The organism is Corynebacterium sp. 401_CJEI, from assembly GCF_001076435.1.
Lineage (GTDB): Bacteria > Actinomycetota > Actinomycetes > Mycobacteriales > Mycobacteriaceae > Corynebacterium > Corynebacterium jeikeium_D.
On sequence record NZ_JVIP01000026.1, the window covers coordinates 62,192 to 77,217 of the forward strand.

At 58.8% G+C, this 15,026-nt stretch carries 13 protein-coding genes; 8 read left to right on the top strand and 5 right to left on the bottom strand.

Annotation, left to right across the window (positions count from 1 at the left end):
* The first annotated feature begins 112 nt into the window (after positions 1-112).
* The 6 genes from ADM64_RS06730 (at position 113) to ADM64_RS06755 (ending at position 5,833) form a co-directional block, all read left to right on the top strand.
* Positions 113-721 (top strand): ECF transporter S component, encoded by a 609-nt coding sequence (locus ADM64_RS06730; RefSeq protein ID WP_049193647.1) that lies wholly within the window; start codon positions 113-115, stop codon positions 719-721.
* Between the two features lie 8 nt (positions 722-729).
* Positions 730-2,346 carry an ABC transporter ATP-binding protein gene (locus ADM64_RS06735; RefSeq protein ID WP_049193648.1) on the top strand — a complete coding sequence of 539 codons (1,617 nt, stop codon included), beginning with the start codon at positions 730-732 and terminating at the stop codon, positions 2,344-2,346.
* 44 nt (positions 2,347-2,390) lie between these two features.
* Entirely contained in the window at positions 2,391-3,161 is a 771-nt protein-coding gene (locus tag ADM64_RS06740) for an energy-coupling factor transporter transmembrane component T family protein (protein ID WP_049172749.1), read from the top strand.
* Between the two features lie 19 nt (positions 3,162-3,180).
* Positions 3,181-3,696 carry a para-aminobenzoate synthase gene (locus ADM64_RS06745; RefSeq protein ID WP_049193649.1) on the top strand — a complete coding sequence of 172 codons (516 nt, stop codon included), beginning with the start codon at positions 3,181-3,183 and terminating at the stop codon, positions 3,694-3,696.
* The gene (locus ADM64_RS06750; protein WP_049193650.1) at positions 3,696-4,541 is read left to right on the top strand and encodes a YdcF family protein; all 846 of its coding nucleotides are present in this window, start codon (positions 3,696-3,698) and stop codon (positions 4,539-4,541) included. The genes ADM64_RS06745 and ADM64_RS06750 overlap by 1 nt, the downstream gene beginning before the upstream one ends.
* Before the next feature lie 107 nt (positions 4,542-4,648).
* Positions 4,649-5,833 carry an acyl-CoA dehydrogenase family protein gene (locus ADM64_RS06755; protein ID WP_016422383.1) on the top strand — a complete coding sequence of 395 codons (1,185 nt, stop codon included), beginning with the start codon at positions 4,649-4,651 and terminating at the stop codon, positions 5,831-5,833.
* 405 nt (positions 5,834-6,238) lie between these two features.
* On the opposite strand, the gene ADM64_RS06760 is transcribed toward ADM64_RS06755, so the two are convergent.
* The 5 genes from ADM64_RS06760 to ADM64_RS06780 all read right to left on the bottom strand — a co-directional run bounded on the left by ADM64_RS06760 (position 6,239) and on the right by ADM64_RS06780 (position 10,234).
* Positions 6,239-7,471, bottom strand: a complete 1,233-nt coding sequence (locus tag ADM64_RS06760; RefSeq protein WP_049193652.1) for an amidohydrolase — start codon at positions 7,469-7,471, stop codon at positions 6,239-6,241.
* 82 nt (positions 7,472-7,553) lie between these two features.
* Positions 7,554-8,051, bottom strand: coding sequence for a hypothetical protein (locus ADM64_RS06765; protein WP_016422385.1), 498 nt, complete (start codon positions 8,049-8,051; stop codon positions 7,554-7,556).
* A 107-nt stretch (positions 8,052-8,158) separates the two neighbouring features.
* Positions 8,159-8,770 carry a suppressor of fused domain protein gene (locus tag ADM64_RS06770; RefSeq protein WP_049193654.1) on the bottom strand — a complete coding sequence of 204 codons (612 nt, stop codon included), beginning with the start codon at positions 8,768-8,770 and terminating at the stop codon, positions 8,159-8,161.
* Between the two features lie 29 nt (positions 8,771-8,799).
* On the bottom strand, positions 8,800-9,444 hold the full coding sequence (locus tag ADM64_RS06775) for a DUF402 domain-containing protein (RefSeq protein WP_049172719.1): 645 nt from the start codon (positions 9,442-9,444) through the stop codon (positions 8,800-8,802).
* Positions 9,445-9,541: 97 nt separating this feature from the next.
* Positions 9,542-10,234: a hypothetical protein gene (locus ADM64_RS06780; protein ID WP_049193655.1), complete on the bottom strand. Its 693-nt coding sequence runs from the start codon at positions 10,232-10,234 to the stop codon at positions 9,542-9,544.
* Positions 10,235-10,870: 636 nt separating this feature from the next.
* On the opposite strand from ADM64_RS06780, the gene typA reads away from it, so the two are divergent.
* Entirely contained in the window at positions 10,871-12,784 is a 1,914-nt protein-coding gene (gene typA / locus ADM64_RS06785) for a translational GTPase TypA (protein ID WP_049193656.1), read from the top strand.
* 83 nt (positions 12,785-12,867) lie between these two features.
* On the top strand, positions 12,868-15,018 hold the full coding sequence (locus ADM64_RS06790) for an ABC transporter family substrate-binding protein (RefSeq protein WP_049193658.1): 2,151 nt from the start codon (positions 12,868-12,870) through the stop codon (positions 15,016-15,018).
* Positions 15,019-15,026: the final 8 nt, after the last annotated feature.

Sequence of the window (15,026 nt, forward strand, 5' to 3'; positions counted from 1 at the left end):
GCAAAAGTTAGTGCTTAGGGCGTGTCGACACAGGCTTCATACGCCGCTAATGAATACATCAATAATGTTTGAGCAATGCCGCTCGAGTTAAAGAAAAATAGGAGCAAGTGGGATGACGCAATCGGCGAGTGCAGCGCGCACTAACTTCTCGTGGCGAAATATTGACATCATCATTGCAGCTGTTATCGGCGTGGCCGTTGGCCTGATTTTTGTTATCTGGAACATCATCGGCGGTGCGGGCTATGAAGCAGTCAACGCGCTTACTCCTGGTCTTGGCGGTTTGGTCGCTGGTATGTGGTTCCTCGGTGGTCCGCTCGGCGCGTACATCATTCGCAAGCCGGGTGCCGCTATCTTCGTCGAGGTAATCGCAGCGACGGTTTCAGCACTGATCGGTAACCAGTGGGGTATCTCCACCCTGTACTCAGGTTTGGCGCAGGGGCTCGGCGCGGAGCTGGTGTTCCTCATTTTGGCGTATAAGAGCTACAACCTGGTCACCGTGGTTATCTCGGGTCTCATGGCAGGTGTCGGCGCGTGGACTTTTGAGCTTTTCACCGGCAACCTGGCCAAGACTTTCGAATTCAACGTCATCTACCTGATCTCCACGGCGCTGTCGGGTGCCGTCCTCGCCGGTCTGCTGGCTTACTTCCTGGCTAAGGCACTGGCGGCAACTGGAGCGCTGGATCGTTTTGCCATCGGGCGAGAGCGGCACGACGACGTCTAGGAAAATCGATGACAGATGAGGCGTTGACGCGGGGGCCGTCGTCAAGCGGAAATGTCCCTGCGGTGAGCGCGCGGGGGTTCGGATATCGGCACGCGGGGCGCAAAGCTGCGGTACTGAACGACATCACGCTGGACATCGAGCGCGGTGAAAAGGTGCTGTTGCTCGGCGCGTCGGGGATGGGGAAGTCGACGCTGCTCGCCGCTATTGCTGGCGTGCTTGGCGACGACTCCGATGGCGAAGCCACCGGAAAGCTCCTGATTGAAGGTCGTACTCCTGCTTCCGCACGGGGTTCGGTGGGCTTGGTGCTGCAAGACCCTGACTCGCAGACGATTAGTGCTCGCGTTGGCGACGATGTTGCCTTTGGTGCGGAAAACCTGGGCGTTGCCCCAGCTGAGATTGGCAACCGAGTGCGCGCCAGCCTGGATTTGGTGGGGCTGGATTTGCCGCTGGATCATCCCACGCACAGACTTTCGGGTGGGCAGAAGCAGCGCCTCGCATTGGCAGGTGTGCTGGCAATGGGCGCACGGGTCATTTGTTTGGACGAGCCGACGGCCAACATCGACCCGGCCGGTGTGCCGGTACTACGCGATGCTGCGATTACCGCGGCGGAGAGGACCGGTGCGGCACTGATTGTGGTCGAGCATCGAGTGGATGCGTGGGTCGATGTGGTCGACCGCATCATCGTGCTGGGCCGCGGAGGTGTGATTGCCGATGGTGCACCGCATCGGGTCTTGGAAGACCACGGGCAAGCTCTGACGGATGCTGGGGTGTGGATTCCGGGAGCTCCGCCTGCGCTGCCGGACGCGCGTTCAGTTGCCCGCGACCAGGACGGGCACCCTAGCGGTGACATCGCGATCGAAACCCGTGGGCTGGACATCGGCTATGGCGCGAAGAAGTCGTGGTTCCGCGGTGGCGAAAATGTTGATCCGATTGCTCGCGATGTATCCGTTTCTATTCCATCTGAAGCTTCCACCTGCATTGTTGGTCACAATGGCAGCGGGAAGTCCACGTTAGCGCTGACGCTCGGCGGCCTGCTTGAGCCGATGGCGGGCACGGTCCAAGTGGCCGGCAGCGGTAGTGCGCCGTGGAAATGGCCGTCGAAGAAGTTGGCTACTCGGATTGGCACGGTGTTCCAGGACCCCGAGCATCAATTTGTCACTGGCACAGTGCTGGAAGAGTTGCAGCTTGGCCCCAAGCTTGTCGGTGTCAACGCTGATCAGCGCATCGAGGAATTACTTGAGCGGCTGCGGCTAACGGCTCTGACCAAGGCGAATCCGTTCTCGCTGTCCGGCGGTGAGAAGCGACGTCTGTCGGTGGCGACAATGCTGGCGACAGCGCCGGATATTGTGCTTCTCGACGAACCGACGTTCGGCCAAGACCGCCGGACATTCACCGAGCTGCTCACTTTGCTTCGCCAGCTTGCTGACGACGGCCGAACTGTTATCTCGATTACCCACGATCCATTGGTGGTACAAGCGATGGGGGACTACGTCATCGACATGGATTCGTTTCATCCGGAGCGGTCAGGCCGTGCGGCGCCGGGACAGCGTGGTTCAGGGGAGCAGGCCGGTCCGAGCCGCACTAGCGGTGCGCGCGGCCAGGGCGAAGCAGGAGGGAAATCGTGACTGAAGTCGGTTCCGCCGGTACGGCTGAAGGTACGCAGAGCGCCATTTCGAGTAAGCAGCCTTTCCTCGCGACGGTCAACCCGGTGGCGAGAGTACTGGGCCTATTCTTGCTCACCACACCGCTGCTGATTTCCATCGACTGGGTCTCCGCAGTGGTTGCGCTTGTCTGCACGCTTTTCTTGGTGCCGCTGTCGGGTTTGGGTTTTCGTCGTTTTCTAGGACGCAGCCTGCCACTTCTTATCGCCGCGCCCATCTCGGGCATCTCGATGGCGCTCTACGGCAACCCGGAGGGCAAAGAGTATTTCTCCTTCCTGCTTGCGCATGTGACGGATAATTCCATTTCCCTGGCCATCGCGATCATGTTGCGTGTGCTGGCTATCGGTACTCCAGTTGTCGTGTTGACAGCCAATATCGACCCCACCGATCTGGGCAATGGGCTGGCGCAGATTCTCAAGCTGCCCAGCCGGTTTGTGCTGGCAACGGTGGCGAGTTTGCGGCTCGTCGGCCTATTCATCAGCGATTGGCAGGCGCTGACCCGAGCCCGTCGAGCACGCGGTTTGGGTGACCACGGCGCAATCCGCCGCACTATTTCCCAGGTGTTCGCTCTGCTGGTGTTCGCGCTGCGCCGCGGCACCAAACTGGCTACAGCCATGGAAGCCCGCGGCTTTGGCGCACCGATTAAGCGTACGTGGTGGCACACCTCGACATTGGCCGCGCGTGACTATGTCACCATGGCCGCCTGCCTTGCCATCGCCGTCGCAGCAATCGGTATTTCCGTGTGGGCCGGGGAGTTCCGCTTCCTGGGTGTGGCGTAGCAAAGGCGTTTCGATCACGATGATTCTGCTTATCGATGGCCGTTCCGGCAGTGGCAAAACCACCTTTTCGGCAAAGTTGCACAGTATCCTCGGTTGGCCAGTTATCCACTTGGAGGATGTATATCCGGGCTGGTCCGGTCTGCAGAAAGCATCGGCCGCAGTTGCGGAGACCATTTTGAACCCCGCTCTACCGGCCGATGAGCGCGGGTATCGCCGGTGGGACTGGTACGCCAGTGAATTCGCCGAGTGGGTCCCCACGCCACCGGACTCCTCGCTCATCGTCGAAGGCTGCGGCGCTGTCACTGAAGCTAACCTTGCCGCTGCCCGCGCCATCGGCGACGGCAACGCCTGGGGAGTCTGGGTAGAGCTGGACACACAGACTCGATTTGCCCGTGCCATGGCTCGCGACGACCACTTCGAGGAACACTGGGACATGTGGGCCGAGCAGGAATCCCAGCATATGGCGAAGCACAATCCGCAACAGCTCGTCGACTGGACCATCAACGTCCCAGAACAGTTAACGTGGAAGCTCTGATGAGAAAAACACTCGCGTGCCTCGGTGCAGGCTTCGGTTCCATGCTCCTCGTCGGCGGACTACGCGTCGCCGCTAATTCGGAGCTACGCCCACCACGCCTGCCCAATCGCAGACCTCCGCGGTGGGTTCTTCCCACAGTAGGTGCCGCGTGGACACTGGCCAGCTGCCGCGCCTACTACGCTCGCGCATCGCATCGCTTGACGACGCCCCTGCTCGCCGGCCTCGCAGTACCAGGAGCCGCAGCGATCGTTTTCGAGGCCGTTCGCCTTCGATGTGCAGCCCAAAAACCAACTCTGCCGCCACACACCGTGGTTGTACTGGGATGCGGATTGAAGAACAATCGGCCCTCGGCCCTGCTGGCCAGAAGATTACAGCGAGCAGTCTCAGCGTGTGATGAGCGTACCGAGCGAATCATCTGCTCCGGTGGGGTCGGCAGTGAAGCGGTGACAGATGCCACCTGCTCCGAAGCGGACGCCATGGTGGAGTGGTTGGAGGCGAACGCTGGGGACGTCGTAAAGCGCGGCGACATCGAGTTGATCCCCGAGGACCAATCGACGAATACGTCGGAAAACATTGACTATGCGTGCGAATTGATGCGCGGCATGGACGGTGCGTTGAGCGCTGGAACGGTTGTTGTGACCAGTGATTTTCATGCGCCACGGGTAGCGAAGCTCATGCGCGAACGGGGGCTGGAACCCTGGTGTGTCGTCGGCGCCTATACGCCGTTGAGGTACTGGGCGACATCGCTGCTGCGGGAATTCCTCGCGCAGTTTATTCTGTGGGCGCCGAGCGGCAACGCGAGAATTTTACGAATTTCGCGGGTAGGGCGAAGCGTTAGCCACTAGTATCGAACGAAGATAAATACGTCGTGCGGTGATAGTGCTGCGTAGAAATGCGTAGAGCGCGATATCGAACACGACATCGGAATCATTAAATCGGGAGGAACACCCACATGGCTTTGACCCCAGGATTCGACCTGTTCCAGCTGCCAGAGGAGCACCAGGAGCTCCGCGCCGTTATCCGTGATCTGGCGGAGAAGCAGATTGCTCCGTACGCAGCGGACGTCGATGAGAACGAGCGTTTCCCGGAGGAGGCCCTGAAGGCTCTCAACGAGGCTGGATTCAACGCCGTCCACGTGCCGGAGCAGTTCGGTGGTCAGGGTGCGGACTCGGTTGCGGCCTGCATTGTCATTGAGGAAGTTGCTCGTGTCTGTGGCTCGGCTTCTCTTATCCCGGCTGTGAACAAGCTGGGCACCATGGGCTTGATCCTCAAGGGCTCCGACGAGCTGAAGAGCAAGGTCCTGCCGGACATCGCCAACGGTGAAATGGCTTCCTACGCACTGACTGAGCGTGAGGCCGGTTCGGATGCCGGTTCCATGAAGACCCGCGCGGTCCGTGAGGGCGATGAGTGGGTCCTCAACGGCTCCAAGTGCTTCATCACTAACGGTGGCCGCTCCACCTGGTACACCGTCATGGCTGTCACCGACCCGGAGAAGGGTGCCAACGGCATCTCTGCATTCATGGTCCACAAGGACGACGAGGGTTTCCGCGTCGGTGGCCTGGAGCACAAGCTGGGTATCAAGGGTTCCCCGACCGCGGAGCTGTACTTCGAAAACTGCCGCATCCCGGCTGACCGCATCATCGGCGAAGAGGGCACCGGTTTCAAGACTGCCCTGGAGACCCTGGACCACACTCGCCCGACTATTGGTGCACAGGCACTGGGCATCGCGCAGGGTGCATACGACTACGCCGTTGGTTACGTGCAGGAGCGCCAGCAGTTCGGCAAGCCGATTGCTGCTTTCCAGAACACCCAGTTCATGCTGGCTGACATGCGTATGAAGATTGACGCTGCTCGTCTCATGGTCTACACCGCAGCCGCTAACGCTGAGCGCGGCACTGCTGAGGGCGGCGCTCGCCTGGGTCTGATGGCCGCAAACGCCAAGACCTTCGCCTCTGACGTTGCTATGCAGGTCACCACTGATGCCGTGCAGCTGCTCGGCGGTTACGGCTTCACCCGTGACTTCCCGGTTGAGCGCATGATGCGTGACGCCAAGATCACCCAGATCTACGAGGGCACTAACCAGATTTGCCGCATGGTCGCAGGTCGCCAGATTCTCGCAGACGCACAAAAGCGCTAATCACCAGCGCAAACGCTAAGCCCTCGCTACCAAGGCGGGGGCTTTTTCATGCTGCCACATCACCCAGAATTTGTCTCTTAACCCCAACGCGCGCTAGTGACTGCGTTTATGGTCGGCGGCGGTGGGGCGATGCGAGTTACTGACTGCGTTTATGACAGAAATGGCCCGAAAAACGGCTTCAAAGTGTCATAAACTCATACAGTTTCACATTTGCAGCCCGTAAGTTTTTGGGTTAAGTAGCAAGAAGCATGTCCGGTCGGCGTGCGCCGGGGCCTACTTGTTCGCTTAACCCCCGGTTTTTTCGGCCGTCCCGCACGAGTCCCGCACGAGTCCCGCACGAGTCCGGCACTACACCATCCACCAGCTCGCCAGCAGCCGCACGCATCAGCCTCGCTAATCACACCCTCATTTCGCCAACCAAGCACAGGCAGCTACAACGATTGCCTCTGCTCCCCGGTCAAGAGTGGGTTGGAGGTCAGGGGCGAAAGCTGGGTTGTGGTTGCCAACGGCGCTGCTCTCATCTGCGAAACCGCCGAGCCCCCAGTACGTATATGGCACTCCAAGCGCATCGGGGATGATTGAGAAATCTTCAGAGGCGGGCACTGCGTCCAAGTCGGAGACTTCTTCACCGAAGTACGCGTCGAATGCCTCGCGCACAGTATTCGTGGCATCCCCGTCATTATTCGTGAGGGGATAGCGGTCGTAGTAAGTGAACTCCGGGTCTTGAGGGCAGCGGGCAGCAACGCATTCTGCTCGTACAATGCGCTCGATTGCCTCTTTGAGGTGTTCGGTCACGGCGCTGTTGTAGGCACGAGTGTTGATGAGCAGCTCTGCGGAGTCAGGGATGATGTTGGACTTAGTTCCCGCCTGAATCGCGCCAACGGTCACCACTGCGGTCTCGGTGGCTGCTACCTCACGCGAGACAATCGTCTGAAGACGCATCACAATGGTGGATGCCAAGACAACGGGATCGACACTGAGCTCCGGCATGGATCCATGGGAGCCATTACCGTACACAGTGACTTTGACCGAGAATGCAGAGGAGAGAACTGGCCCGCGGCGAGTGCCCACATAGCCGCCGGGCAAGCTAGCTAGTACGTGTTGACCGAGATAAACATCGGGACGCGGAATAGCCTTCTCCAGATCTGCCGCCAGCATTGCGCGTGCACCTTCGGCGGTTTCTTCAGCGGGTTGGAAAATACCGATGAATGTGCCAGACCACTGATCAAGGTTTTCGTTGAAAGCCTGCAGCGCTGTGAGCAAAGACATCAGGTGGAAGTCGTGCCCACAAGCGTGGGCGACGGGGACCTCTGTGCCGGTCTTTTCATCAATCTGCGTTGCTGTGGAGGCGTAGTCTTTGCCGGAAGTCTCCTTCACCGGTAGCGCATCAATGTCTGCGCGCATAGCTACAATCGGCCCGGCACCGTTCTCAATAATGGCAACGATGCCGGTGTCTCCGATGCGATGTGTGGAAATACCTGAAGCTTCGAGCTCCTGAATAATCCGGTCTGCAGTGCTGTGCTCCTGCATGGAAAGCTCAGGGTGCTGGTGGAAATATTTGTACAGTTCCTCGCGCTGGGATTGGGTGGACGCGAGACCATTCAAAATGTTTCTGGTGCTCTCAGTATTAGTGGGCATACCTAAAATGTACGCCGACCTAAAGCGGACGGTGGAGGCCCTGGAAGGCATCCCCGCCCCGCCCCAAATCTCTAAGAGCTGCCTACGTCGTCACAAAGAACTTCTGGTTTCGCTCGCCGCGGTAGGACTGGGCGGTTGCAGTTGCGGCGATGATAGAGGCAACGATCAGCAGGCCAGCTGTAATCAAACCGAGCACCGACGAGTCTCCGGAGCGTATCTGGGAAATCGTTCCGACCAGAGTCATTGATGCATTAATGACAAAAACTGCCGCCGCCACGGACAGCACCGTGCGCGCTGCAGTCGATCCTTCAAGGAGTTTGCCGGCAAGCCACCAGCACGCAATCGCCGTTGCCGTCTGCGCGATAATCGCGAACGCGAAGCTCACGGCCAAGCTGGTCTGAGCAGCAGAAATCTCGATGTTGTTGGCCTTTGCCGCTTCCGTAACAGTCGCGTCCCATTTCAATAGGGAACTGACCACGGTGAGGATTAGCGCTGGGACGTAAACATATACCGCCAGCCGCCACCACCGAAAGGACTGCGCTGCATGGAAAGGAACGTCTTTAGCCGAATTGACTGCCATAACTCCACACTCTAAACCACGCTGTCGCGGCGCGAAACGTCACTGCTAGGTTGCACTTATCGCTTGCCGACGAGCAGAAAACCGGCAACCACTACAAAAGCTAACTTCTATACAGCGCTGGTGCGGTGCGGGTCGGTGAAGTCGACACCTTGGGTTTCCCACACGCGACGCAGTTCGTCAACGCCCTTAGCCCGAGCAAGGGCAAATTCGTTGGTCGTGGCCGGGACCGGCTGGAAGATTGTGACTTCGGTTTCCTCCACCGCGACCGGCGGGATTTCTGCCTTGAGCAGCACAAAACCGGTGAAGCGCGACTGATCCCACAGTGGCTGGCCGAAGTCAATAAGTGCCCCCTCGGTCAGGACGAGGCCTTCGATGCTTGGGGAAGCGGCAAGAATACCCAGCGGGCGGATGACTTCGTCCAGTCCACCACGAATAGGCAAGATGAGTTCGGCACGCGGGCCAGAGTTGGTGTCCACCACCATTGCGGACGGATCTTGCATCGCCTCGGCACTGCAACCCAGTGTTGCATAGGTGGCAATCCGGTCTGTGTCAGGTCCGAAGCGCAGCATCTTCAGTGGCGCAGAGCCAAGGAAGGTCAGCTGGGCTTCGCCGGGGTTGGACTCTTCAAAGTAGGAGGTAAATGCTGCTCGGACGGCTTTGATGATCGCATTGCTATCAGGGCCGGCGGGAGGAATGGGGCCGGTTAAGTTATCGAACACGGGCGGTACTCCTTGTTGAGGTGGTCATTTTAGGCTGCGGGCGAAAGCTCAACAGCATCAGCCCACGTCGCATCGAGGTTCAAAGTCTGCATCCACGTATCAATGTTGTCACCGTGTGCAGCGATTGCGGCGCGTGCAGTCAGCGTGGTCTCGATAGCGAATTCGGTGAGTTCATCGCTAATCAGCCCTTGGGTGTGGGCCGCGACGAGCTCGTCGACATCTTCAACGCGAATCTGTGTGGTCGCATCGACAGGTAGGGGAGCTATGGCCTCAGGATCGGTCGGTGCCTGCAGGATGTCGAGGTACAAATCGGTCATACGCCAGCACTGCGGATCAGTCCGGTCGATGCTGACAATATCGACGTAGCGTTGGTGTTCCACCTTCACGCCCGGGCGGAAGTGATAAATGCTGATGCGCAACCCCTCGTCGGCAAGCAGGAATGACTCTAGATATCCAAACTTTGGATGATCCATCCCACGGCGCATATAAAGGCGGCTGGGTGTGAGAGTTCGGAACTCGTCGACATTGCGCTGAAAGCCCTTGGGGTCGGTGTTGACCATTTCACGTAGGTCAAAGGTCTCGACTTTCGGAGGATGTGTGTCCTGACTCGAGCGAATTGGGGAGAGTGCAGGAGCTGCCGCGGTCGAAGCCGAAGTGGCCGGTGAAGTGGACATGCGAATACCTTAACGTGTAGGGGTTGCCTTTTTGGGCATAGAAAAGCCCTTTCTGCATACGTGATGCAAAAAGGGCTAGGGGGAGAACTAGAAAAACTTAGTTCAGTCCGACCGGGAAGACGCCGGCGGTCGGGGTGTAGTTGCAGTTGGTCGGACCAGGCTCTTCCTGAGTGGTGATACCGCCCTGCATGACAGCGATGACGACGCCCTTGCCCGTGTCAGCGGTGCCGTTGACAGCGCCCGGGCCCTTCTCGGCGTTGATGCCGTTGTTCTCCAGGGTGGTCTTGCCGTACTTGCCGTTAGCAACGTTGACCCAGTAGACATTCATCTCTGTGTCCTGCTGCTTAGCCAGCTGCTTGGTGCCCAGGCCAGTGAAAATGAAGCCAAGCTGGTTTTCTGGAACACCTGGCAGAGGCAGGTCTGCCGGGCCCGGAACGGTAGTGGCCAGGCCGAAGGAACGACCTTCGCCGCCGATGCACTTGTCGGCAACAGTAGGCAGCAGGAACTGGTTGGTCTTCGGGGCACCTTCCGGAACCTTGAAGCCCGGCTCGCCCTCGCCCTCACCAGTCAGGAAGTCAATTCCCTTGTTCAGTGCGCTGGAAATTTCCTCAGGAACGCCTGGGGAGTTAATGATGTCGCGCGCGTTGCCGTAGAGATTCGGCGAAGCGATGTTCAGGGAGTCCAGCGACGGGGAAGCAGAAGCGGCGGGAGTCATGCCCGCAGTGAGAATTGCAGCTGCACCCAAGGTCGCTGCGGCACGGCGCAGGAAGGAGCGTCCAGTCGAAACCACGGTGAAGAACCTCTCATTCGTGGGCTATTGGAGTCGGAATCAAATTTTCGGAATCGTTGCTCATCTTAGAACGACTCCAACGTGAATTGGAAAGATTTGAAAAAGAAATGTTCAGAATCTTCTCAGGGGATTAACGCACGGATTCCCGCGTGTCGCAAGTTAATTAGAGTGATTTTTGGTGTAGAACGAGATGATTGTGAAAATTGGGACTTCATGTATGCGTGTGGGGTTAATGGTGTTTCGCAGCGCGTAAGCGGGTGAAGTCAAGTCTTATCCCGTGGGGTTACAACTATGGCATTTGGTCACATGTGTCACATGGCGGGCTGAGAGATTGCCGTCGTGAAGCGTTGTGGCGTTGGCGGATATGCCGTTATGGCTGTCGGTAAAGCGGGGGTGCAGTAAGGGGGTAATTTATCCCTAAGGGTGGCGTGGCAGTGCCACTTTGCATGACGGATAGGTGCTCGGGGTTGTGAGAATCTCTGCCAGATGTGCAGGGCCATTAAGAAGGAGTACACTGTAGAACGCTTTATTACGCGTTGATGCGGGGCGTTAAAGGCAGTCGTAAAGACAGTTCTTTAGAGCAAGGCCGTATCTTTTTTCTTTTAGTCCTCTTAGCTTGTTAGGAGCTATCCGCCTGTGAGCGATACCGAGTTCCGTAATGTCGCCATTGTCGCACACGTCGACCATGGCAAGACCACTCTCGTGAACGCCATGCTGGAGCAGTCCGGCGTTTTCAGCGACCACGAAGAAGTTGCAGACCGAGTGATGGACTCTGGTGACCTTGAAAAGGAAAAGGGCATCACCATCTTGGCGAAGAACACCGCTATTCGCCGAAAAGGTGAGGGCAAGAACGGCGAAGACCTCATCATCAACGTCATTGACACCCCTGGTCACGCCGACTTTGGTGGCGAGGTGGAGCGCGCACTGTCCATGGTTGACGGCGTCGTGCTGTTGATCGACTCCTCTGAAGGTCCGCTGCCGCAGACCCGCTTCGTCCTGGGCAAGGCGCTTGCTGCCTGCATGCCGGTGATTATTGTGGTCAATAAGACTGACCGTCCAGATGCACGTATCGACGAGGTTGTCGAGGAAGCACAGGATCTTCTGCTAGAGCTAGCCTCCACCCTGGAAGACCCGCAAGCTGCAGAGGTCGCTGAGCGCAACCTTGAGCTGCCGGTTCTCTATGCCTCCGGTCGTGCCGGTAAGGCTTCGACCGAGAACCCGGGTAACGGCAACCTGCCGGAGTCCGAGAACCTGCAGCCGCTGTTCGGCGTCATCACCGAGGTGCTCCCGGAGCCGTCCGCTGAGATCGATGCCCCGCTGCAGGCGCAGGTGACCAACCTGGACTCCAGCTCCTTCCTTGGTCGAATTGGTCTGATTCGTATCCACAAGGGCCGTATCCGCAAGGGACAGCAGATTTCGTGGATTCACTACGATTCCGAGGGCAATGAGCATGTCAAGAACGCGAAGGTTGCAGAGCTGCTGCGTACCGTCGGCGTGACCCGCGTACCTGCTGAAGAGGCCATTGCAGGTGACATCGCCGCTATCTCCGGTATCGACGAGGTCATGATCGGTGACTCTCTCTGTGATGTCGAGCACCCGGACCCGCTGCCGCGCATCCTGGTCGATGAGCCGGCTATTTCCATGACCATCGGTGTGAACACCTCGCCACTGGCAGGCCAGGGTGGTGGCGATAAGCTGACTGCTCGTATGGTCAAGGCCCGCCTGGACCAGGAGCTGATTGGTAACGTCTCGCTGCGCGTGCTGCCGACCGAGCGCCCGGATGCCTGGGAGGTGCAGGGCCGTGGTGAAATGGCGCTGTCCGTTCTGGTTGAAACTATGCGTCGTGAGGGCTTTGAGCTGACCGTCGGTAAGCCGCAGGTTGTTACCAAGACCGTCGACGGCAAGGTTCAGGAGCCGTACGAGCACCTGACCATTGATGTTCCTGAAGAGCACCTGGGTGCTGTCACTCAGCTGATGGCGGCTCGTAAGGGGCGCATGGAGCAGATGGGTAACCAGGGCACCGGTTGGGTGCGCATGGAGTTCCTCATTCCGTCCCGCGGTCTGATTGGCTTCCGCACTACTTTCATGACGGAGACCAAGGGCACCGGTATCGCCAATCACTACTCGGCCGGCTACGGCGAGTGGGCAGGCGAGATTAAGGACCGTCCGACGGGATCGTTGGTCGCTGACCGTACTGGTCAGATCACCGCTTACGCGCTAATCCAGCTTTCTGACCGCGGCACCTTCTTCGTCGAGCCGGGTGACCAGGCTTACGAGGGCATGGTCGTTGGCCAGAATCCGCGTGATGAGGACATGGACATCAACATCACCAAGGAAAAGAAGCTGACCAATATGCGCGCAGCCTCGGCTGATGCGACCGTGACTCTGGAGAAGGCGCACAAGCTTTCCCTCGATGAGGCTATGGAGTTCTGTGGCGCTGACGAATGTGTTGAGGTCACCCCGGAGGGTATCCGCGTACGCAAGCAGATCCTCAGCGCTACCGATCGCGCTCGCGCTCGTTCCCGCGCGAAGGCCATGAATAAGAAGTAATTCGGGTTGCTAGGGGACTGGACCACCTGAAAAACCAGTCTCGGGGTAACTGACTCGACCAGGTGTCGAGTAATCTCGTGAATATGTTTATTCGCAGCCGTCGTCACGCAGCTTCTCGTCGATTTTTCGTAGCATCGACACTCTGCGTGACGGCGGCTTTGGCGTCTTCGTGCATGGCTCGCCCGTCGGACGCTCCGACTGTGCCCGGGCAGCAGGAAGCGCCGGTGCAACAGGAAGACACCGCTGACCAGGCCAAAAAGATGCGTGAAGTCACGGTCGGTGTCGACGAGTTTGTCGAAGGCTTCAATCCGCATTTGCTTGCCGACGTCTCCCCGGTGACCAGCCTGGTAGCGCGACTGACACTGCCTAGTGTTTTCACCCCTGCGCCGGTAGAGGGCGAGGCTGGTGACGCTAGTGCCTCCGCGCAAGCTCCCGGAGTGGTGGATAACGCTGCCAATGCTCGCTCGGCAGGAGCTCCCCAGTGGCTGCTCAACTCCGACTTGCTGGATTCCGTGCAGGTCATCGAGAGTGATGACAGCAAAGACGGTGACGCCAGAAACGGAGCTGGAAACGGGAAAGCGGCCGATGTTGACATCACGGATCCGACGGTAGCGGCAGAGCATGTCCGCTACCGCATTCGAAAAGGGGCGCAGTGGAGCGATGGTACGCCAATCAGTGGCGAGGACTTCCGCTACCTGTTTTCCCAAGTCACGTCCACGCCAGGATCGCTGGATACGGCGACTTATGAGCTGATTAAATCCATTGATGTCTCCGACGGTGGCCGTCAGATTGATGTGACGTTCACTCAGCCGATTACGCATTGGCAGCGCCTGTTTGCACATCTCTTGCCAGCGCATTTGATGCGGTCGAACACTGATGGTTTTTCCGAGGGGCTGGCCAGCCGTTTCCCGGCCTCCGGTGGGCAGTACACCGTCGAGTCGATGGATGTCGGCCGCAACATCATTCGACTGGTTCGAAATGACCGCTACTGGGGTGAGCAGCCAGCAGCCTCGGAGGTTATTACGCTGCGTGCCATGCGTAGTGCCATCGATGGTGCGGAGCAACTGCGGTCGAGGCAGATCCAGGCCGTGCAGGTCCGTCCGACGGAGACCTCTGAGCTGACGTACGGTCTGGTCCCCGGTGTTGCTGAGTTCTTCCATGAGCCCAACCGGGAACTGGTTTTCAGTACCAACCTCGCGTCGAGCAGGCTTGCCGACGAGTCCGTCCGCCGGGCCATTCTGCGCACCATCAACGTTGCACAGGTCTCAGAGGTGGCCACCGGACGCCGAATCGCGGGTGGTTCTGGTGACGGTGGTGAACAGGAGAAATCCGAGGCGCCACAGGCCGGTTTTACTGAGGACAATCCGCTACGAATCGGCATCATTAGCGACGGTATAGCGGCACGCGCTGCGGCTTTTGCGGTCGCTGACCAGTTGACTGCAGCTGGTATCCCCGCCACCGTTGTTTCGTATTCTCCGGCGGACATGCTGCGGTCTTCGTTGCCCTACGGAACCGTCGATGCCGTGGTGGCATGGGCAGAGCAGCCCAATTCCGTCCAGGCGGCCCGGGAACGCTATGCGTGTACGGAAGGCTCGATCAGTTCGCTACCGCCGAAGGACTTGGATGAAGCAGGCGCAGAGTCGGCTACCGAGTCTGAGTCAGAATCCGAGTCTGAGTCTGAGGGCGTTGACAGTTCGACAAAGCCCGCGCCAAGTGGAGATCGGGAAAAGAGTGCTGAAGAGGAGAGCTCGCTGGACGGGACAACACCGTCTGAACGGTCCAAATCTTCTACCTCAGCGGAGCCGGCTGACCTAAATGGAGTACCTGTCGCTCCGAAATCGGCTGCTCGGAGCGAGAATCTTTCCGGCCTTTGTGACTCGCAGGTTGATGAGCTGCTCGCTCCCGACAGTTCTGCGTTGCCCGCTGAACTCGCCGATATCATTGCTGGCCACAGTATCGAGCTGACCTTGGTGAAAGACGGCTTGCTGACGGTCGTCAGCCCGGAAATTACAATTACCGGGCGGAAGGACTCTTCGCAGTGGACTGATGACCCAGTGTTGGGCCGCCTCGGTGTTCTGGGTGAGATTCGCCGAGTCGCGACGCAAAGCGGGACTCGAGAATCGTCGGAGAATTCTCAACCGGGAGATAATCCGCGCGAAGATACTGAGCAGGACGGTTCGGGTCAGAACCAAGAAGTCCGCGATAACGCCGGCCAGGAGAACAAGGGGAAGTAAGAAAGCCC

Coding starts and splice junctions, on each gene's coding strand:
- ADM64_RS06730 (WP_049193647.1), top strand. CDS start 113: ATGACGCAATCGGCGAGTGCAGCGCGCACTAACTTCTCGTGGCGAAAT.
- ADM64_RS06735 (WP_049193648.1), top strand. CDS start 730: ATGACAGATGAGGCGTTGACGCGGGGGCCGTCGTCAAGCGGAAATGTC.
- ADM64_RS06745 (WP_049193649.1), top strand. CDS start 3,181: ATGATTCTGCTTATCGATGGCCGTTCCGGCAGTGGCAAAACCACCTTT.
- ADM64_RS06750 (WP_049193650.1), top strand. CDS start 3,696: ATGAGAAAAACACTCGCGTGCCTCGGTGCAGGCTTCGGTTCCATGCTC.
- ADM64_RS06755 (WP_016422383.1), top strand. CDS start 4,649: ATGGCTTTGACCCCAGGATTCGACCTGTTCCAGCTGCCAGAGGAGCAC.
- ADM64_RS06760 (WP_049193652.1), bottom strand. CDS start 7,471: ATGCCCACTAATACTGAGAGCACCAGAAACATTTTGAATGGTCTCGCG.
- ADM64_RS06765 (WP_016422385.1), bottom strand. CDS start 8,051: ATGGCAGTCAATTCGGCTAAAGACGTTCCTTTCCATGCAGCGCAGTCC.
- ADM64_RS06775 (WP_049172719.1), bottom strand. CDS start 9,444: ATGTCCACTTCACCGGCCACTTCGGCTTCGACCGCGGCAGCTCCTGCA.
- ADM64_RS06790 (WP_049193658.1), top strand. CDS start 12,868: ATGTTTATTCGCAGCCGTCGTCACGCAGCTTCTCGTCGATTTTTCGTA.